General features: G+C 44.6%; 14 protein-coding genes. 3 read left to right on the forward strand and 11 right to left on the reverse strand.

Going from position 1 to position 21636, the window contains the following annotated elements; translation table 11 throughout:
* Positions 1-30 precede the first annotated feature (30 nt).
* The 4 genes from mfd to BLR76_RS04245 all read right to left on the reverse strand — a co-directional run bounded on the left by mfd (position 31) and on the right by BLR76_RS04245 (position 5393).
* Positions 31-3534 (reverse strand): transcription-repair coupling factor, encoded by a 3504-nt coding sequence (gene mfd / locus BLR76_RS04230; protein ID WP_091265947.1) that lies wholly within the window; start codon positions 3532-3534, stop codon positions 31-33.
* 89 nt (positions 3535-3623) lie between these two features.
* Positions 3624-4184: an aminoacyl-tRNA hydrolase gene (pth, locus tag BLR76_RS04235; RefSeq protein WP_091265867.1), complete on the reverse strand. Its 561-nt coding sequence runs from the start codon at positions 4182-4184 to the stop codon at positions 3624-3626.
* Positions 4185-4303: 119 nt separating this feature from the next.
* On the reverse strand, positions 4304-4705 hold the full coding sequence (locus BLR76_RS04240) for a zinc ribbon domain-containing protein (RefSeq protein ID WP_091265869.1): 402 nt from the start codon (positions 4703-4705) through the stop codon (positions 4304-4306).
* Positions 4706-4838: 133 nt separating this feature from the next.
* A complete protein-coding gene (locus BLR76_RS04245; RefSeq protein WP_091265871.1) occupies positions 4839-5393 on the reverse strand; it encodes a hypothetical protein in 555 nt (184 codons plus the stop codon).
* A gap of 431 nt (positions 5394-5824) precedes the next feature.
* On the opposite strand from BLR76_RS04245, the gene glmS reads away from it, so the two are divergent.
* Complete coding sequence (glmS, locus tag BLR76_RS04250; protein ID WP_091265874.1) at positions 5825-7633, forward strand: glutamine--fructose-6-phosphate transaminase (isomerizing); 1809 nt, start codon at positions 5825-5827, stop codon at positions 7631-7633.
* A 246-nt stretch (positions 7634-7879) separates the two neighbouring features.
* Here the strand turns inward: glmS and aspD are convergent, their stop codons facing one another.
* Together aspD and BLR76_RS04260 are read right to left on the reverse strand one after the other, a co-directional pair.
* Positions 7880-9466: an aspartate 4-decarboxylase gene (gene aspD / locus BLR76_RS04255; RefSeq protein ID WP_091265877.1), complete on the reverse strand. Its 1587-nt coding sequence runs from the start codon at positions 9464-9466 to the stop codon at positions 7880-7882.
* A 227-nt stretch (positions 9467-9693) separates the two neighbouring features.
* On the reverse strand, positions 9694-11649 hold the full coding sequence (locus BLR76_RS04260; RefSeq protein ID WP_091265878.1) for a S9 family peptidase: 1956 nt from the start codon (positions 11647-11649) through the stop codon (positions 9694-9696).
* Between the two features lie 183 nt (positions 11650-11832).
* Here BLR76_RS04260 and BLR76_RS04265 point away from each other — a divergent pair, with 183 nt between their 5' ends.
* Complete coding sequence (locus BLR76_RS04265) at positions 11833-12816, forward strand: L-lactate dehydrogenase (RefSeq protein ID WP_091265881.1); 984 nt, start codon at positions 11833-11835, stop codon at positions 12814-12816.
* A 167-nt stretch (positions 12817-12983) separates the two neighbouring features.
* On the opposite strand, the gene BLR76_RS04270 is transcribed toward BLR76_RS04265, so the two are convergent.
* From BLR76_RS04270 to glmU, 3 genes are all read right to left on the reverse strand, one after another.
* Complete coding sequence (locus tag BLR76_RS04270; RefSeq protein ID WP_091265883.1) at positions 12984-13427, reverse strand: NusG domain II-containing protein; 444 nt, start codon at positions 13425-13427, stop codon at positions 12984-12986.
* A gap of 52 nt (positions 13428-13479) precedes the next feature.
* Positions 13480-14454, reverse strand: a complete 975-nt coding sequence (locus BLR76_RS04275; protein WP_091265886.1) for a ribose-phosphate diphosphokinase — start codon at positions 14452-14454, stop codon at positions 13480-13482.
* A 109-nt stretch (positions 14455-14563) separates the two neighbouring features.
* Entirely contained in the window at positions 14564-15937 is a 1374-nt protein-coding gene (gene glmU, locus BLR76_RS04280) for a bifunctional UDP-N-acetylglucosamine diphosphorylase/glucosamine-1-phosphate N-acetyltransferase GlmU (protein ID WP_091265888.1), read from the reverse strand.
* 235 nt (positions 15938-16172) lie between these two features.
* Between glmU and BLR76_RS04285 the strand changes: the two genes are divergently transcribed.
* Entirely contained in the window at positions 16173-16793 is a 621-nt protein-coding gene (locus BLR76_RS04285; protein ID WP_176759605.1) for a general stress protein, read from the forward strand.
* Between the two features lie 140 nt (positions 16794-16933).
* On the opposite strand, the gene purR is transcribed toward BLR76_RS04285, so the two are convergent.
* Positions 16934-17755: a pur operon repressor gene (purR, locus tag BLR76_RS04290; RefSeq protein WP_091265893.1), complete on the reverse strand. Its 822-nt coding sequence runs from the start codon at positions 17753-17755 to the stop codon at positions 16934-16936.
* 200 nt (positions 17756-17955) lie between these two features.
* Positions 17956-21387, reverse strand: coding sequence for a pyruvate carboxylase (locus BLR76_RS04295; RefSeq protein WP_091265896.1), 3432 nt, complete (start codon positions 21385-21387; stop codon positions 17956-17958).
* Between the last annotated feature and the right edge of the window lie 249 nt (positions 21388-21636).

Consider the following 21636-nt stretch of genomic DNA (forward strand, 5'->3'; position numbering starts at 1 on the left):
CGGACGGATACTTTTTCCTATCTGATCGGGTTATTTCTGTGGATCAGCTGACTGTTTCTGCTGTTCCTCTTCTTCTCTTTTCTCTTTTTCAATCAGATACTCCGCTGTATTTTTAGAAAAGAGAACCAGCGCATCCAGCCATTCATTGACAGACGTCCGACTGGTCAGCTTAAATGCGACAGTCAGTTTCTCCTCTGCCTGCATATCTGTTTTCAACGTGATCGGTTTAAGCGCCTTGAACACTTCAGGAAGTGGAAGACGCGTCGTTCCGGCCTTCGAGAAGACGACAGTCAGATTGTTTCCATCACGCCTAATCAGTTCTATAAGCGCCTGTTCACTGTACATCTTGAGCAGACCTACTGAGAGCAGATCTGCGACTTCCTGAGGGTAGTCCCCAAAGCGGTCGATCAGTTCATCCTGAAGCTCTACATAGTCCTCATCGGAAGAAAACTGTCTGATACGCTTGTACAGCTCGATTTTCTGACGTTCATCCTGGACATACGTTCCAGGCAAGTAAGCATCGACCGACAGATCCATTTCCACCACCGTTTTCTGGTGACGCTTGTCCCCGCGTTTTCGTGCAACTGCTTCTTCGAGCATCTGTGAATACAGATCAAATCCGACACTGTCGATGAATCCGTGCTGCTGCTGCCCTAAGAGGTTACCAGCCCCACGTATGGCAAGGTCTCTCATGGCAATCTTGAAACCTGATCCGAGTTCGGTAAAGTCCTTGATCGCCTGCAGCCTTTTTTCACTGACTTCTGTCAGAATCTTGTTCGGTTGATGCATGAAATACGAATAGGCAATCCGGCTGCTCCGACCGACCCGTCCCCTCAACTGATAAAGCTGGGACAAGCCCATACGGTCAGCATCCTCTACGATAAGCGTATTGACGTTAGGGATATCGACCCCTGTTTCAATGATCGTCGTTGTGACGAGCAGATCATACTCTCCCTGTATGAACTGGTATAGAATGTTCTCCAGCTGAACTTCTGTCATCTGTCCGTGTGCATGCGCAATTCGGGCTTCGGGAACGAGCTGCTGAAGTTCGTCTACCCGCTGCTCGATCGTGCTGACACGGTTGTGCAGATAGAATGCCTGACCGCCTCTAGCCATTTCTCGTTTGATCGATTCAGCTACCACTGCCCCATTCATCTCCATAACGTAAGTCTGTACCGGGTAGCGGTTGGCCGGCGGAGTTTCTATCACTGACAGATCTCTCACACCCAGCATGGACATATGAAGAGTCCGGGGAATAGGGGTGGCCGTCAGCGTCAGCACATCCACCTCGCTTTTCAACTGTTTCAGTCTTTCCTTGTGCTTGACTCCGAAGCGCTGCTCTTCGTCTACAATAAGCAGCCCCAGATCCTGAAAGACAATATCTTTAGACAGAACTCTATGCGTCCCGACGACGACATCTATGTGTCCTTTTTTCAGTCCGTCGACAGTTTCTTTCAGCTGCTTACCTGTACGGAAACGACTCAGCAGTCCGATCTCCACAGGAAAATCAGCAAATCGTTCTAGCATAGTATTGTAATGCTGTTGAGCCAGAACGGTAGTTGGCACCAAAAATGCCACCTGTTTCCCGTCCTGAACTGCTTTGAAAATGGCACGCATAGCTACTTCTGTTTTTCCGTAACCAACATCTCCTACGATCAGGCGATCCATAGGCTTGTCTTTTTCCATATCTTTTTTCACTTCACGAATCGAGCGAAGCTGGTCATCCGTTTCTGTGTAAGGAAACGCATCATCGAACTCCCTCTGATAGGCATTGTCTTTGGAGAAGGCATAGCCGGTTCTCTGCTCTCGTTCAGCATACAGCTCGACCAGCTCATCTGCTATGTCTTCAACCTGAGAGGCTACTTTTTTCTTCGTTTTCGCCCATGATGTGCCTCCCAGTTTATTCAGTTTGGGGGATTTCCCTTCTGATGACACATACTTCTGGAGGAGATTCAGCTGTGTCACAGGTATGAACAGTTTCGATGAATCCTTGTACACAACACTGAGGTAATCCTGATGCACCCCACCAATTTCCATGGTTTCCATGCCCATGAACTGACCGATCCCATGATTGACATGCACCACGTAGTCGCCTTTGTCCAGTTCAGAGTAGCTTTTCAGTCTTTCAGCATTCGACAGATTCTGTCTTCTCGGTTTCTTTTTAGGCAGTCTATTGAAGAGCTCTTTCTCTGTCAGTACCGCAATTTTTTCATGAGGCAGCTCAAATCCCGTCATGACACTTCCACTGATGACCTGTATAATGCCTTCTTTTAAATGATCCCTGTCCGATAAGGTACTCGGAATCTCAAAATTGAGAAGAGTCTGATGTACTTTTTCCGCCCGGTCTTCACTTTCTGTCATGACAATGACAGTATAATCCTGTTTCAACCAGCGGTCCATTTCCGTCTTGACTAGGTTCATCTGTCCAAAGAATTTCTGCATCGTCCGATACTGAAAGGCATGGATGCTGTCCAGTCGGAGTCCTTTCATTCCTTTCTGGAACAGTGAGAAATAAAGCTGATTCAGTTCTGAACCTTTGAGTGTGTCTCTGAAATTTTTCGAGAAGGACTGATTGATGAGGATATTCCCCTGAGATAACTGGGATGTAACCCATTCACCCTCCTCTTCTTCCAATCTTGCTTCGTTTTCAAGTATACGTGGGTATTCATCCATGACGACGATCGCATCATCCGACGCATAGTCGATGAGGGTCGCTTTATCCTTATACAAAAGATCCGCATATCTGACCAGCTCTTCGCTGTAAGTTTCGTCTTTGATCGTATCTATGATATCCCTGACTGTCTCATTCAGATTAGTCTGCTGGTCTTCGTCCTTTGTTTTTTTCAGTGACGAGGCCAGTGCTTTCTCAAACCGGGTGATGATGGCATCTTTTTCCTCTATACAGAGTAAGGTATCTGTAGCAGGGATGATTTTTACGGTTTCAATATTCTGTTCAGACCTTTGAGTGTCCGCATCAAAGTACCTTAGTGAATCGATTTCCACATCAAACAGCTCAATTCTGACAGGCTTTTCTTCAGTCAGCGGATACACATCAATGATGCCGCCTCGAATGCTGAATTCTCCAGGAGCGGATACTTTCTGCTCCCGCCTGTAACCCATCTCGGCAAGTTTCCGCTGGAGCTGCTCAAGCTCTACTTCATCTCCGATAGAGAATAAAAGCTCTGCCTGAGCAAAGAGGACCGGATCGGGAAGAAGCTTTCTTGCCCCGGCCAGAGAAGTGACCACCACCCCCGGTTTATTTTTCAGCATGAAATCTAGAGCCTTGACGCGCTCTGCCCGGGATTCCGGAGAAGAGACGGCCATTTCAGCATGGATCATATCGTCCACTGCAAACAGAAAGAGCTGGTCATCAGGAATGAGACCAGTTAAATCGGTTATGAGCTGATTGGCATGATAGACATTTTGAGTGACCACGACGAGCTGTCTAGATTCTTCTTCAAATAATGATTTGAGCACTAATGTCCGCGCCGATCCTGCCATTCCAGTTATGAGGTGCTTCCTCTTTTTTCCCATTTGAGAAAAAAGTTCTTTAACGGATGGTTTCTCGCTAATTAATGTGTGTAAGTCTGCCACGCTATTTTCTCCTTTTCTCTAAAATTCATTTAGTTAAATTGTGTCATCGTGTCAGTAAACGAATGACCCTCGACCCAGTATAAAGCGGCATCGGCTGCTTTCTTCACTGAAAGAAGCACCTCTTCATGCGTCGATTTGTGAAAGGGACTCAGGACATGAGAGACGACCGACTGATTCTCATATGGGCGTCCGACACCGATTCGGAGACGATTGAACTGTTTCGTCCCGAGATGATCGATCATACTCTTGATGCCATTATGTCCACCGGCACCACCCTTCTGTCTCAGCCGGATTTTACCAATCGGCAGGTCCATATCATCATAGACGACAACTATGTCTTCCACACTACAGTCATAGTAGTCCAGCCACTGTCTCACTGAACGTCCCGATTCATTCATATAAGTCTGAGGCTTGATCAGGATGACCTTTTCAGTTCCGACCATCCCCTCTGCATAAACTGATTCAAAGTTGGACCGGTTGAATGTCCAGCCTCTTTGAAAAGCTATTTCATCTAATGTAATAAATCCAATGTTATGTTTAGTCTGAGCGTATTTAGCTCCCGGATTGCCTAACCCTATTATTAATTTCATATTATAGAAACTCCTTAACGTTTTGTACATGCAAAAAAAGCTGAACGAAACTGTCGTTCAGTTTTTTTATTTATTCTATTGTACCATATTTGGAAGTCACTTTTCCCTCCGGTGATCGATCAGGTTTTTTTAATGAATGTATCCTGACATTTAGGGCAAGTCACCCGCAGTTTCTTCCTTCCTCTCGGGAGACGGATCTGCTGTCTACAGTTAGGACATTTAACGATTTTATACGCTTTTCGCTGAGCCCACCTGTTTCTTAGTTTCCTTGTTTTCAGCTGAACGGTCTGCTTGACAGATAAATATTTCTGAAGTTCTCTATAGCGGTTTGCCTTATCTCTGGAGAGGATCCTGAGCGCACCATAGGCGAGCAGAGCAATTCCAGCAGCTGAGACCCAGATGCCCCCAATAAAGTTAGCCAGGATACCGAAAACCAGGCCGGCAGCCATCAGCACTTTTGATAACTCATCAAAGCCATACCGACCTGACATATAAAACAGAATTTTCTGAAGCCATTGCATATTAGTCATTCCTTTAATTTGCTGTTATTTTATCAATTATACTATAGGAGTTTTAAGATTATATGAAGATTCTCAGCAAAAAAACAGAGGCTCCCCTCGCTCACGAGAAACCTCTGGTCTGTATTATTTAAAATTATTCACCGGGAGCTAAGATGATGATGTTTTCGAATCTAACGAACTCTTCGACGTCACCTTCATCGCCTACTTCATACAATTCTTCTTCAGATACACCGACTTGGTATTCCTGATCAGAATCTGTAGCTTCAACTGTAAAGCTGAATGCTCCATCTTCGACTGCAGGTGTTTCTACTACTTCCCCGTCCTGAAGAACGTAGGCATAGACGTCTCCTTCTCCAACAGCTGAACCGTTAACTGTAGCTTCTCCGTCTTCAGGTGTGAATACATATCCTTCCTGAGACCAAGTTCCACCAACGATTTCCAGCTCGATAGATGCAGTGTAACCTAGATCGCTTCCGATTCCGTCAATGATATCGTGAGCACTTTCACCGTTTCCGGCATCCTCATCAGTTTCGTCTTCTGGAGTTTCTTCTACATCTTCAACCTCAGCATCGTCTTCTACTTCTTCTTCTTCGACGTCTGGTGTCGGGCTTGGATCTCCATCTGTATCACACGCAGCTAGTGCAAGTGTAGATACTGCCAGCAAACCTAATAGTTTTTTATAACTCATTTTGTACATTCCCTCCTAATATCTTACATCTCTTTTATATAAGAGATAAATGGGATAGAACTATCTTTATAATTTCGCTCGTCGCTATCATAACACAATAAAAAACATATGACAATTTTTATACATATATTTGTCAACAAATTTTTAATGTTCTCTAAACCTCCAGAACATGCAGTTGACTTAACTGTCCGCCCTCCTTATTATATAAGAGCTGTACCGTGCATTCATGATTAAAAGCTCCCGCCCGCATCCAGCAAAATGACTATACCAATCAGAAAAAATAATCAGTAAAAATGGTTGACTTTTAACATATTTGCTTTTAATATTATTATGCTTGCATAAGCAACTACTACACCACAACACAACTAACAACTATACCACTTCAGTTAAGTGGGCTAAAACATTTAATCTATAAGAAAGCAGGGATACACATGTGTGGAATCGTTGGATACATTGGATCGAAAGACGCTAAAGAAGTATTATTACACGGACTTGAAAAACTGGAATACCGGGGCTATGACTCTGCCGGGATTTATGTCATCAGAGAACAGAATGACGGCCATTTATTTAAAGAAAAGGGCCGTATTGCAGCCTTACGAGATACAGTCGACGGATCGGTCGAAGCTAATGCTGGAATCGGACATACCCGCTGGGCTACTCATGGTGAACCTAGTGTACGCAACGCCCATCCTCATCAGTCAACTAGCGGTCGCTATACCATTGTACATAATGGTGTAATCGAAAATTATCAGGAAGTAAAAGATGCTTATCTTGAAGATGTTGAACTGGTCAGCGAAACTGACACGGAAATCATTGTTCAGCTGATAGCCTGGTTTGCAGAAAACGAAGGTCTGGATACACTTGATGCCTTCAAAAAAACCATCGTGACCCTTGAAGGTTCATACGCTATTGCTCTGATCGACAAGGAAGATCCAGATGTTATCTATGCCGCTAAAAACAAGAGTCCTCTGCTTCTAGGTAAAGGAGACGGCTTCAATGTTATCTGTAGTGATGCCATGGCTATGATCAAGGAAACGAATCAGTTCGTAGAATTAATGGACAAAGAAGTTGCAGTCGTGACTAAAGACAGTCTGTCCATCGAGAACTTCAGCGGCGATATTATTGAAAGAAACCACTATATCGCAGAACTGGATTCCAATGACCTTGAAAAAGGCACCTATCCTTACTATATGCTTAAAGAAATCGACGAGCAGCCAGCCGTTATGCGTAAGCTCGTTCTGAAATATCAGGATGAGGAAGGCAAGTTGTCCATCGATCCTGAAATCGTCAGCACTATGATGGACTCTGACCGCATTTATATTATCGCGGCCGGAACAAGTTATCATGCCGGTCTAGTTGGCAAAAAACTTCTGGAAGAGATGACGAATATTCCAACAGAAGTGCATGTATCAAGTGAATTCGGCTATCATACGCCTCTGCTTCCTGAAAAACCATTTTTCATCTTCATCTCTCAAAGTGGGGAAACGGCAGACAGCCGTCAGGTACTGGTCAAAATGAACGAACTGGGTCATCCGTCTCTTACTGTGACAAACGTGGCCGGTTCAACATTATCCAGAGAATCCAACTTCACCCTGCTTCTGAATGCAGGTCCGGAAATTGCTGTAGCTTCTACAAAAGCCTACACGGCTCAGATTGCTGTTCTGGCTATTTTATCTGAAGTGGTCGGTATGGAAAAAGGTCTGATCGATGAGCCGACAATGATTCACGATCTTGGTATAGTTGCAAATGCTATGCAGACGCTCGTTGATGAAAAAGACGTGATCGAAGAGCTTGCATCTGAATACTTGAGCATCACACGCAATGCGTTCTACATTGGCCGTGGCATGGACTATCATGTCGCTCTCGAAGCTGCACTTAAGCTGAAAGAGATTTCCTATATCCAGACAGAAGGATTCGCTGCAGGTGAACTGAAACATGGAACGATCGCTCTGATTGAGAAAGGTACACCAGTCATTGCGATCGTGACTGAACAGGCTGTAGCCGGACATACCCGCGGCAACCTTCAGGAAACACGTGCACGTGGCGCTCATACTATGGTCATTTCAATGGATGGACTGGACCGCCCGGGTGACCACATCGTGATTCCTAAAGTCAATCCACTGCTGTCAGCTTTAGTCAGCGTCATCCCGACTCAGCTGCTTTCATACTACTGCAGCCTGCATCGTGGGAATGATGTAGACAAGCCTCGTAACCTGGCTAAGTCAGTAACTGTAGAATAATCATACTGATAGTGATATTAGACTACTAAACCCCCGGTGGGGCGTCTGACAGACGGCCCACCGGGGGTTTTTCATTTAATCCTCCTCTTTGCTGGCTGTGGATAACATGTGGATAACTTCAAAATTTGTTTATTTCATTAGTCGTTCCTGCGTCAACTTAAGTAAAAAACGAGTCCTTTTAAGGTCGGACAGACTTTTCTAAATCTGCCTTCTCTTATAAGGATCCCGCTTTTGTATGCTATTATCTTATTTTGTCAGAGCTGTCCATGATTCATGCATCCGGTCAAGCATGGCAATAAGTCGCTCGCCGACTTCCTTGTAGGAATCTGTGTCCAGATTGGCGAGTGACACCCGGACTGTCCACTTGCTTGAGCCGAACGCTTCTGATTTAAGCAGCATCAGGCGCTCTTCCTCAGCCAGTTTCGTAACGATATCCGTCATCGTCCAGCTGGACTGGATATACTCTTTAAAGTCTGATCCATACCGTTTATTAAGCAGCCATTCAAAGTCTATTTCACAGTAGTAAGCTGTATTATATTCTTCGACCGGCATCATCAGTCCCAGAGAGTTATACAGCAGCTGCCCCCTCTTCTGACAGATCTGAATGACCTCCTGTTTGTACTGGTCTTCAGTGTCAAGCAAAGCATAGAGACTGAACAGCGTCATCATGACCTGCTGTGGTGCAGACAGGCCAGCTGCATGGTTCAGCGCTACTGACCGGCTGTCAGCCACCATTCTGTCAATGAAGGAAATCCCTCTTGGGTCTGACGTCAGTGTGCCGTACCGCTCATCAAGCGCCACTTTCTTCTCCTCAGGAAGCTCTTCTAATCTTCTATCAAACACATTATCTTTTGCCAGGGCGATCGTTCCGATTCTCCATCCCGTCGCACCAAAGTATTTAGAGTAAGAATAAATGCAGGCAGTATTGTAAGGAATAGCTGTAAACAGCGATGTGAATGATTCAAGGAAGGTGCCATACACATCGTCAGATAATATCATCAAATCAGGATTATCCTTTTCAACAATGTCTTTCAGCTGTTCAATCGAATCACCGTATATCGCATTCGCTGTCGGATTACTTGGATTCACTACAAAAACTGCTTTAATGTCCGTATTCCTTAATTTTTTCAGTTCGTGTTCACTGAACTGATGACTAGTCTGTCCATCGATTGTCATGATTTCAGACCTAATATATTCTACATCGAATTCATATTCCGGCAGTTCAGGAATTTCCATGTAAGGCGCAAAGGTTGGGATCATCAGAGCAATCTTATCTTTGGGCTCAAGCAGGTGGTTGTTCACTAAAGACTTAAAGGTATAGACGATTCCAGCTGTTCCTCCTTCGACCGCAAAAATATCGAAGGGTTCCGTCTCACCTGAGAACAATTCATGGTGAAGATACTGCTTGATCGGCTGTTCACACGCTGTCAGCACGCGCTCAGGATAGGGATAGTTATCCCCAATTGTATAGTCGAGCATTTTCGTCAGCCACTGTTCTCTCGGCATGCCCAGCAGATGAGCAGCGTTTCCCCAGATGTTTCTGAGCATGTCAGCTCCATCCGATTCTTTTTCATTCAGGAAGGATTCGAATCGCTCCGTTCGTCCGCCTTCTTCTTTGATCATAGTGCCCAGACTTTCTTTTTCACTTATGACCGTTTCTTTTACTGCAAATTCGCCTAGAAGAAAATACGCTTCTCGGGGAATAGGGGCTGTCCAGTTCGGATTCCCTCGTCCGGCATTCAACCATTCTTTGGTCACATCTTGTGACCCCATACGATTTTCCAGATACAGCGACAACTCAAACGGACTTAAACTTTCTAAATCTTGCTTCAAAATTCCACTCCTATTATTATTTATTTCAATTACTTGTTAGACCTCTTAACCGTTAATGAGTATAACAAAGAAACCGGCAGCCCTGTAGTTATATGGAATCTATTTAATAGAGTCTCATAATCTTTTAACTTTCTCCTTATATATTTGATATGACCGGATGACTGGTCACTTGCGCCTGTCCACACAAAAAGAGAACTTCCTTGACGAAAGTCCTCCTTCATTATTATTTACTTCATCCAGTTACTGATTTCATTCAGTCGCTCGATTCTAAGGTTTGGCAGGCCGGCACGTGACAGTCCATGACTCGATTTAGGGAAGAGAACAAGTTTGGTCCTGACTCCCTGTTTCTTCATAGCTGTATACATCTGCTCACCTTGTTCCTGCGGGCATCTCAAGTCTTCCTGTCCGTGGATGACCAGCAGAGGTGTCTTGATATTCTTAGTATAGGCTAACGGAGACATTTTCCACAGGTCTTCCATTTGAGAGACGTCTCTTTTCAACTGGAATTCTACGAAGAACGCGCCCACATCACTGGTCCCGTAGAAGCTGACCCAGTTTGATATGCATCGCTGCGTTACAGCAGCCTTGAAACGGTCAGTGTGTCCGACGATCCAGTTTGTCATAAATCCACCGTAACTTCCACCTGCAACATATACATTCGACTGATCGATCTCCGGGTGCTGTTCCAAAACATAATCCGTACCTAGCATCAGATCCTCATAGTCCTTGTTTCCGTAATCGCCGAGAATGGACGCAACAAAATCCTGTCCGTAGCCGTTTCCTCCACGAGGATTCAGAAGGATTACACCGTATCCTTCTGCTGAGAGCTTCTGCATCTCATGGAAGAACGTTTCTCCGTAACACACCTGAGGGCCCCCATGGATATAGAGAACAGCTGGATGGTTTTCACTCTTGTCCACAGGTGGAACGTACCATCCCTGGATATCCCAGTCGTCTGCTCCTTTGTACCAGAATCTTTCCACAGGCGTGATTTGATGCGTGTCTTCAAACGCAGCGTTCGGATTATACAGATCCGTTACTTCTCCGGTTTCGACATCAATCAGCCCGAGAACGCTTGGTGTCGTCAAGTCAGAATAGGAAACTGCAAAAGTAGAGGCGTCCACAGGATCTCCATCTGTAATATGGAACGGCTTGTCCACCAGACATTTACTGCCGGCAGTTTTGTCTCCTTTGTACAGTTTCAGCTTGCCATGTTCGGTAACTGGATAGACAAAAGAGTCATCGTCCAGCCACTTGATCGGAAATCCCTTGGTTTTCTGCTGGAAGTCTCCGATGATCAGATCACCAACGTATTTATCCTCAACTGACAGTGACTCGAAAGTATGGTTTGCTCTGTCCCAGCCGTAAATTTTATCGAGGGTTACAAAAGCATGAGAAAAATCATTTCCAGTAAATAGGAAGTAGTTTTCCGACTCGTTTACAGCTTCAAATGAAAAGCTGCCTTCCGGTATATTTTCAGTGACGAGACGGGCTGTCTCCGAGGCAATGTCGTATTCGTAGACGCTTGCTCCGTAGACCCATTCATCATCTAGATTCAGCTTATCCACATAGAGCAGAAAAGATTCGTCTTTAGAAACATATTGAAGTCTGAAAGGACGGTCTTTCTCAAGAATTAGCGTCGATTCCTTTTTGGCCACACTGATTTTCTTAACTTGCTGCAGACAATTTTTTTCAGTAATCCCCTGACCATCCATTTTGTACTGCAGTTTAGTAATCGTCACTGGCTTGACTTTGTCATCGGACTTGCTGTCATTCTCTGCTTTTTCCTTATCCTGGTCGGGATCGACAGTCGTCTGATAATAGAGTGACCCACTGTTGCTTGTCCATTCAAATGAACTGACGCCTTGTTCCTCATCAGTCAGAGCAAAGGCAGTTCCACCTCTCAAAGGCATCAAGTAAATCTGAGGCTTCTCGCCTTTTTTACCGGCCAGAAAACTGATCCATTCCTTGTTCGGAGAGATTTTGATTTGGGAAGGATTCAACTCTTCATCGATCCACATGATCCGTTCCTTCGATTTCTGATCGATGCTCCATAAAGACGTCAGGTAAGTATTTTTTTCTTTGTCTGTTCGGGTTTCCAGGTAAAAGATACGGTCATCCAGAACAATCGGCTGTGATACATTCTTCAAGTCAAACAGGCTTTCACTCGTTATGTGCTTCATTCCTCTAAAACTCCTCTTCTGCTTATCATCTTAAATACTCTTTAAATTTCTTTCATCATTTTCTCATTTATGTCAGGGTCCGTCAATGTACAAAATTTTCATATTGTACAGTAAGCTTCTTATTAGTTTTGACGATTAGCTATGTTATACTAAGAGTGTAAAAAAAGGGAAAGGAATGATCATATGAACGACAGAAAAAAACAGCAGAAAATCATTCTCATAGGTGATGGAGCTGTCGGTTCAAGTTATGCCTACTCACTGATCAATCAGAATATCGGGCAGGAGCTTGGCATCATTGATGTCAATACAGAAAAGGCAGAAGGAGATGTAATGGACCTGAACAGTGCCTTGGCCTTCACTGCACCTAAGAAGATATATGTGGCTGATTATGCGGACTGCCATGATGCTGATCTGGTCGTCTATACTGCCGGAGCTTCTCAGAAACCCGGAGAGACCCGACTGGATCTGACCGAAAAGAACCTTCGCATTACTAAGGATGTCGTGGAGAAAGTAATGGCCAGCGGATTCAATGGCATCTTCCTGGTTGCGACCAATCCAGTGGATATCCTGACCTATGCTGTATACAAGTTGTCCGGCCTCCCTTCTCATCAGGTAATCGGATCTGGAACGTCGCTTGACAGCGCACGATTCCGTCAGGCAGTTGCCAATCTGCTGGATGTGGATGTCCGGAATGTTCACGGCTACATCATCGGTGAACACGGAGATACTGAATTCCCCGTCTGGTCACATGCTAACGTTGCCGGCCTTCAGATCAATGAGTGGCTGAACAATAACCCGGATACAGATGAACAGGCCCTCGTTGAGATTTTCTTCTCCGTGCGAGACGCCGCTTATGAAATCATCAAGCGTAAAGGTGCGACATTTTACGGTATCGGAGTATCGCTGGCCCGTATCACCCGGGCCATTCTGAACAATGAACATGCTGTCCTGCCTCTGTCAGTTTACCTTGAAGGAGAGTACGGACAGAATGATATCTACATCGGCTCCCCCGCCATCATCAATCAGAGAGGGATCGAAAAAATCGTCGAGATTCCACTTAATGATTCCGAAAAGGAGAAAATGACTCATTCAGCAGATACCATCAGAAATCACCTGAAAGAAGTCCTGGATAAAAATCCGGATTTAGGTTTCACGATCTCTGACTGATATTTTGCATCTTCAAGTGATCTACAATATAAAACAGGGACCGTCAGCCGATTTATACCAGCTGACGGTCCCTGTTTTATATTGAAAAGAACAGCCGCCACCGGACGTTTTCTCTGCCCCCTTATTACAAGAGTTTAGAGAAAAACATTCAGGTTTCGGCTGTTTTATTACATTGGTATGATTATGTCATCTTCTTCGTGAATTTCCTGTCCATCCTGATTCTCTGCATGAATCTCGATTATGAGCTGATGAGGCAGGACAACAACTGTTTCGCCAGGCTGACTGATCCAGCCTCTTCTCACTCCGAGCTGATCCGGACTGTTGTCTTCACGGTTGCGAATACGCGTGCCGTCCACTTCAATGATATTGTACTGCCCGTCACGAGGTTCGAGCCTGAATTCCTCTTGTGGTGTTTCCTCGCTCAGTTCCACACGGTACACTTCTTCTCCAGATATTTTAACTGTAGCAATGATCCGGGCGTCCTCATCGATGCTGCTCAGCTGGTAGCCGTATACAATATGCGGGATGAAGGATGCGACCAGAAGAATGATGATAATGGCGACATCCATCGGTTTCATCTTTCTCAAATGGAAAAGAACCTTATCTATCACCTGACCGCCTCCTTTCCTTTAATAAAGACGCAGGCTTTTAAACATCAGATACTTATCCTTTAAACTGCTTCTCAAACAATGGGGATACTGAACGGTTTTCATGGATCCGCTTGATAGCATGACCCATCAGTTCACCTACGCTGACTTGAACGACTTTATCAATTTTCTTGTCCTCTGGAAGCATGATGGAATCCGTGACCACCATATTTCTGATTGGGGAATCAGCCAGACGTTCCATAGCAGGTCCGGAAAATACCGGGTGAGTCCCACAGGCATAGACTTCTTTTGCTCCTTTTTCAATCAGAGCATCTGCCGCAAGGGTAATCGTTCCCGCTGTATCGATCAGGTCATCGATCAGTACGGCTGTTTTCCCTTCAACATTACCGACAATATTCATGACTTCTGCTACATTGGCTTTCGGACGGCGTTTATCAATGATGGCAATAGGTGACTTCAGGAACTCTGCCAACTTTCTGGCACGAGTCACTCCTCCGTGATCAGGAGAGACCACGACTGTGTTTTCTCCTCCAAGATTTCTGTCGATGAACCAGTTTGCCAGAAGTGACGCACCAAGTAGATGATCAACTGGGATATCGAAGAAGCCTTGAATCTGAGAAGCATGAAGGTCCAAAGTCAGCATACGGTCAGCCCCTGCCTGAGTGATCATATTCGCGACCAGTTTCGCCGTGATAGGTTCTCTCGAACGAGCCTTACGGTCCTGTCTCGCATAGCCGTAATAAGGCATGACAATGTTGATCGTCTTGGCACTTGCACGTTTCAATGCATCGATCATAATGAGCACTTCCATCAAGTGATCATTAGTCGGCGCAGAAGTTGACTGCACAACATAGACATGGTCCCCACGAATACTTTCTTCAATGTTGATACGGATTTCCCCATCACTGAACTTGTTGACGGATACTTTTCCTAATTCTACTCCTACATCCTTCGCAATCTTTTCTGCTAATGGCTTGTTGGAACTCAATGCAAAAATCTTCAGTTTTGGATCAGAATAATGTTCGGACATGTCGGCCTCCATAAATTTTATCTCATTGTTTTTACTACTATAAGTGTATGCCTAAGCACTGAATAAATCAACTGTATAAGGGCGTGAAAGCCCTGTTTTGAAGAGTTTTCTAATTTTTATGAGGCATTTTCTTAAAATAGCCCTCTTTATTTACTTGACGGGCACGAGCAATCGCCATCGCTTCTTCAGGAACATCATCAGTAATCGTAGATCCGGCTGCCACGTAGGTATTTGCATCAATTTTAACGGGTGCGATCAGGTTCGTATTGCAGCCAATAAAGGAATTATCTCCGACTTCGATGTGGTGTTTCTTTTCACCATCGTAATTGACGAATACCGTTCCGCATCCCAGATTGATATTTTCTCCTAGCGTTGCATCACCAACATAAGTCAGGTGGCCGACTTTCGTGTTTCTTCCAAGAGTCGCTTTTTTAACTTCTACAAAGTTTCCGATGTGTGCATGTTCTTTCACGACGGATTCTGGTCTCAGGTGACTGTTAGGTCCGATGTTACTCTCATTTTCCATTATTGATGATTCAATCATCGAGCTCTTCACATGAACACCGTTGCCGATCTGGCTGTCTTCGATAATCGAATGCGCTCCGATGATACAGTCCTCACCAATGGAAGTTTGTCCTTTAAGATAGACGCCGGGTTCTACAAGCGTGTCCTGACCGATCACCACATCACTTTCAATATAAGTCTGCTCAGGATCGATAAAAGTTACACCATTACGCATATGCTGCTCATTGATACGTTTCTTCATCAGCTTACTGGCCTGAGCTAATGCCACGCGGTCATTGACTCCCAGAGCGTCTTCCTTGTTCTCAAGCTGGAATGCAGAAATAAGCTCATTCTGTTTTTTTAGGATTTCCATAACATCCGGCAGATAATATTCACCTTGGGAGTTATTGTTGTCCACTTTTTCAAGTGCAGCGAATAATGCCTTGTTGTCGAAACAGTAGGTCCCAGTATTGATTTCCTGGACTGCCTGTTCTGCTTGAGATGCATCTTTCTGTTCAACGATTTTAGTGACTGATCCATCTTCAGATCTGATTACGCGACCATAGCCAAACGGATTATCCGCGTGAGCAGTAAGGACGGTAGCCTTCGCATTCACTTCTTCATGATGAGCCATCAGCCCTTCAAGTGTCTCCTTAGTTAGAAGAGGTGTATCTCCACAGATAACCAGTGTGGTCCCTTCCTCGCTTTTCAGGATCGATGCAGCCTGTTCGACCGCATGAGCTGTTCCCAGCTGTTCTTCCTGGAGGACATAGTCACTCTTATCGCCTAGATACTCCTGAACGGTTTCAGCACCGACACCTGTAACTGTGACGATTTTATCCATTCGAGCGCCAAGTGCCTGATCGACAACATGTCCGACCATAGGTTTCCCCATTACCGGGTGCATCACCTTGTAAAGTTTGGATTTCATTCGAGTTCCCTGTCCAGCTGCAAGCACTACTGCAAATCGTTTAGTCATTAGTTTCTCCTCATCATTTCTATTTATAGTTCCCTTACCCTTGCTTAATCAGCATGTCCAAAAGGGCATACAAAACCTCTTTACATCATACTTTATGACTAAGCTGTTTTCAAGTTTCATAAGGTGTATTGTTTGTCGTATTTATTACAGTTTCCTATAATTAAATTATATTATAAATGAGTGAACTAGAAAATAGATGGTTCTATTTCTGCCATCTTCAGGAAGGAAGCGTTTAATGAATAAAGATTTTACAGTCATAGGCAGCTATCCCACTGAAAGAGAAGCTGAACAGGTCGTTCGTCGCCTGATGGACGAAGGTACGGATAAAAAGGATATAACTATTTTTACCAACAAGGATAAAGGCAATCAGCTTCGAAACCCGGACAATGTCGATGTAGCCAATCCGGATGTCAACGGAACTGATAAAGATCATGACAACGAAAAGAGTTTCTGGGAATCACTGAAAGATGCTTTCTTAGTGAGAGATGATGAGTATTACAATGATTCAAATTATATACAGGAAGATGATACGCTCCACATGTATCGGGATGACTTGAAGAAAGGTCACCTGGTTGTCGCTATCGATCGTTCTGATAAAACAGATAATGTAGAAAATCCGACATCATCTTCCGCTACACATGCCGGAGATCCGGATCTTGAAACACTTGGAACAACAGCCGGTTTTCCTAATGAGGGAAGCGTTCAGGGAATGGGTGACGGCGGTCAGCCGCCGATGGAACCTAAAACGAATGACGGAACCCCTCCGGAACTGGAAGACACACACGGAGAAGCTGATGTGGATGATTCAACAGAAGACCGTCTTCGTCAGACACGCAAGGAAGACCTCGACACCTAGACTGAAAGATTTCTGAATAAGTAAAAAGCCTGCCGGAGATGGCAGGCTTTCCTTTTTGTCATTTATTTACTACTCAACTCGAGATAGTCCCTCAGTGGGCATTACTCACTGATTTTCCAGCCAACAATAGCTGCCATAGCTTACTCGATAGAGAAGTTTCCAGGAGATACTTCGATCGTGCGGTCCTGTGTGTTGACCTTATCAACTTTAATCAGTGAGGTGTAATCTTTCACTGAACGTTCCCCATTAAATATATTTTCAGCAATAACCGTTGCGCCAACTACTTCAGAATTGAATTCTTCGATCAGGCTGATCATGCCGTTGACCGTACCTCCGCCTTTCAGGAAGTCATCTACGATCAGCACCTTTGAACCCATGTCCAGACTTCTTCTGGACAGCTCCATTTTCTCCACTCTATCGGAAGATGAGCCGGACACATAGTTGATGCTGACTGTGGACCCTTCAGTCACTTTTGAGTCTCTTCTGACAATAACAAACGGAACATTCAGATAGAAGGCCACGGACTGAGCAATCGGCACACCCTTAGTCGCAACAGTCATCACGCTGTCCACGTCTTTATCCATATATCGGGAAGCAATAACTCGTCCAATGCCCCTCAGCCATTTTGGATCCCCCAGCATATCGGACAAATAGACATATCCACCGGGAAGCAGTCGCTTGGAATAATTCAGCTCTTCACACAAGTCGCGGATAAACAGTTCAACATCTTCTGCTTTCATCTTTGGAATATATTTGACTCCTCCAGCTGCTCCGGACAGAGTCTCAAGGAAGCCGATGCCTCTTTTGGCAAAGGTTTCTTTTACAATGGTAAGATCTTCACTGATACTTGATTTTGCAGACTCATACCGTTTTGAAAACAGAGTGAGTGGAATCAATGTGTGGGGATGTTCAATCAGATAATGTGTAATATCGATCAGTCGTTCGCTGCGTTTTACTTTCATTTTTACTTTCACCTCATTATGTAACGTACATTACAATCTATTACTGACCATTCTACCTCTTTTATTCGGAAATTCATAGGTTTTTTATTGCTTTAAATAATAAATGTTCGTCTATTGTGATTTCTTTTCGTCAGTACCAGTAATTTATTCTTGAAAAAAGAAAAGAGACCCGTCTGCCGAGGGTCTCTTCACGAATAATTTTATTTAGTTTCAATTTCAACAAGCAGATCATTAGACTGAATCTGATCGCCTTCTTTGACAAATAAGCGTTCAACTCGTCCAGCAATTGACGAACGGATCGTCGTTTCCATCTTCATTGCCTCAGTTATAACGATCGGTGCACCTTTTTCGACTTTGTCACCACGCTTGACCAGAACCTGAAGAACAGAACCGGGCATCGTCGCACCAATATGTCCTTTATTGGACGGTTCAGCTTTCTTGCGGACCGCTTTGGTCGTCGTTACACTCTTGTCCTGAATTTCGATCTGACGGCCCTGGCCGTTCAGTTCAAAGTAAAGGGTACGGTTACCTTCCAGATCAGGGTCACCAATCTGATTCAGCTTGATGATCAACGTTTTCCCTTTTTCAAGAGTCACTTCGATCTGCTCACCCATACGCATGCCGTAGAAGAAGGTCGGTGTATCAAACTTATTCACTTCTCCATACATATTATAGAAGAAGGTGTAATCCAGGAAGACCTGTGGATACATGATGTAACTGATGACCTCTTCCATACTCGGTTCTCTGTCCAGGTGTTCGCCGAGCTCAGCCTTGATCTTCTCAAAATCCATCGGCTCCTTGTATTCCCCTGGTCTTTTCTCAAGCGGTTTTTCTCCTTTTAGAACGATCTCCTGCAGACGTTTCGGGAATCCACCTTCGGGTCTGCCGAGCTCACCTTTAAAGAAGCTGACAACTGATTTAGGAAAATCGATGTCCTCTCCTTTATCGTAAATGTCCTGTTCGGTCAGGTCATTTTGAATCATGAACAGAGCCATGTCTCCTACTACTTTGGAAGACGGCGTAACTTTGACAATGTCCCCGAACATATGGTTCACGACAGTATAAGCGGCTTTGATATCATCCCAGCGATCCTCAAGGCCGACCCCTTTGGCCTGCTGTTTGAGGTTCGTGTACTGTCCACCCGGCATCTGGTGCGTATAGACTTCAGTAGACGCACCAGGCATGCCTTCTTCATAAACAGCATAGTATTTACGTGTATCTTCCCAGTATCGGTTCAACTGCTCTACATTCTGTATATTGAAATTAGGCGCATGGGATGTTCCTTCCAGTGCATAATACAGACTGCTCATGCTAGGCTGACTTGTTTTTCCACTTAATGCACTCTGAGCGACATCGACAACATCAACACCGGCACGGATCGCAGCACCATAGGTATAGACGCCATTTCCGCTCGTGTCATGCATATGCAGATGAATCGGTATCTTCACAGTGTTTTTCAGTTCGCCGATCAAACGATAGGCAGCATGCGGTTTAAGCAGTCCTGCCATATCTTTGATTGCAAGAATATGTGCGCCCATTGCTTCTAGCTCTCTTGCCATCCACTTATAGTAATCCATCGTATACTTGGTCTGAGACGGATCGTTCAAGTCACCCGTGTAGCAGATGGCCGCTTCTGCGATCTTATTCTCATCCCTAACAAACTGAATACTTTTCTCCATCTGAGGAAGCCAGTTCAGACTGTCAAATATTCTAAAGACATCGATTCCGTTAGCTGCTGCCAGACGGATAAATTCCTGAAGGACATTATCCGGCAGATTTTCATACCCAACGCCGTTCGATCCTCTGAAGAGCATCTGGAATAAAGTATTCGGCATTTTCTGACGGAGTTTTCTCAGACGCTCCCATGGGTCTTCGGTCAGGAAGCGGTAAGACACATCAAATGTGGCGCCTCCCCACATTTCCAGAGAGAAGAGTTCAGGTATCGCCTGCTCCGTCTGTTCAGCAATTGCCAGCATATCTTTCGAACGCATACGTGTTGCCAGCAGACTCTGGTGGGCATCTCTGAACGTCGTATCAGTCATCAGTACTGAGTTCTGTTCTTTAAGCCACTGGGCTACTGCTTCGGGACCATCTGAATCCAGAATATGTTTAGGATAGACAATATCTTCAGAAGGAAGGATCAGTTTCTCCGGCATTCTTGGTTTCTTGTAAGCTTTTTTCTCTACTTTTCCGATTCCCGGGAACCCATTGACCGTTACATTTCCGATATACTGTAGAGATTTATTCCCTCTGTCTCTCAGCTTTGAATACTCGAAAAGTTCCGGTGTTTCATCAATAAATCGTGTCGTCGCTTTCCCTGAAGAAAACTCAGGGTGCTTGAGTACGTTGATCAGGAAGGGAATATTAGTTTTTACGCCTCGAATTCTGAATTCGATCAGAGACCGTGTCATTTTCTGAACAGCTTTTTCATAGTCCATCGCCTGAACAGACAGTTTAACTAAAAGTGAATCGAAAAATGGAGTAACGACTGACCCCTGGAAGCCATTCCCTGCATCCAGTCGGATACCAAATCCACCCGGTGAGCGGTACGTATTGATTTTTCCAGTATCAGGAAGGAAATTATTTACTGGATCTTCAGTTGTGATCCGGCACTGAATAGCTGCACCGTTCAGTCGGATATCTTCCTGATGAGGCAGTCCGACTTCTTCAAACAGATTTTTTCCTTGAGCGATCAGAATCTGGCTCTGAACGATATCGATTCCGGTCACCATTTCAGTGATCGTATGCTCAACTTGTACACGGGGGTTTACTTCAATAAAGAAAAATTCGTCGTTTTCAAGCAGAAACTCTACTGTCCCTGCGTTGACATAGTCTACATGCTTCATGAGTTTGACCGCTGTTTGGCACAGTTCTTCTCTCACTGAAGGAGACAGGTCTACACATGGCGCTACTTCGACTACTTTCTGGTGACGTCTTTGAACAGAACAGTCTCGTTCATACAGGTGGACGATATTCCCATGACTGTCCCCGAGGATTTGAACTTCAATATGCTTGGGGTTGGAAATATAGCGTTCGACGTAAATATCGTCACGGCCAAACGCCGCTTTCGCTTCACTCCTTGCCCGCTCGAATCCTTCTTCAGCTTCGGCTTCGTTATGAGCTACACGCATACCGCGTCCACCGCCACCTAAAGCGGCTTTCATCATGATCGGATATCCGAATGTGCGTCCGAATGCCTTGACCTCTTCAACACTGTCGACCGGCCCGTCTGTTCCTGGAATAGTAGGAATACCTGCTTCTTTGGCTACTTCCTTAGCTTTCAGTTTATCTCCAAACACATCCAGATGACGCGTTTCCGGTCCGATGAAAATGATCCCTTCCTCTTCACAGCGTTCTGCAAAGTCCAGATTTTCAGATAAGAACCCGTATCCAGGATGGATCGCTTCAGCACCCGAATCTTTAGCAATAGAAATAATGCTTTCAATGTCCAAGTATGCATCGATGGGCTTCTTTCCTTCTCCCACCAGATAAGCTTCATCTGCTTTAAACCGGTGAACGCTCGCTTCGTCCTCCTGAGCGTATATAGCAACCGTTGAAATCCTTAATTCATGCAGTGCTCTAAATATTCGGATAGCAATCTCGCCCCTGTTGGCAACCAATACTTTCTTCATTAAGTCTTCACCTCAACCTTATTTGATTTGATTATTTATCATTCTATTTTAACCTTACTCTCTATTTTACCAGAGATTGGCTTCATAAGAAAAAAATATTTTTCATTGTCTCAGAAATCAAAAAGGAATGCCATCGATAGGCACCCCTCTATACTGACATCTATAAAAAGCTTGTTCAGTAACTTACCACATTTATTCCTTTATCTTTTGCTCCAAAAGGGTAATCCTTTCCCTGATGAGGCAGAAGGA

This window comes from Alkalibacterium thalassium (assembly GCF_900101165.1).
In the GTDB taxonomy this organism is placed as follows: Bacteria; Bacillota; Bacilli; order Lactobacillales; family Carnobacteriaceae_A; genus Alkalibacterium; species Alkalibacterium indicireducens.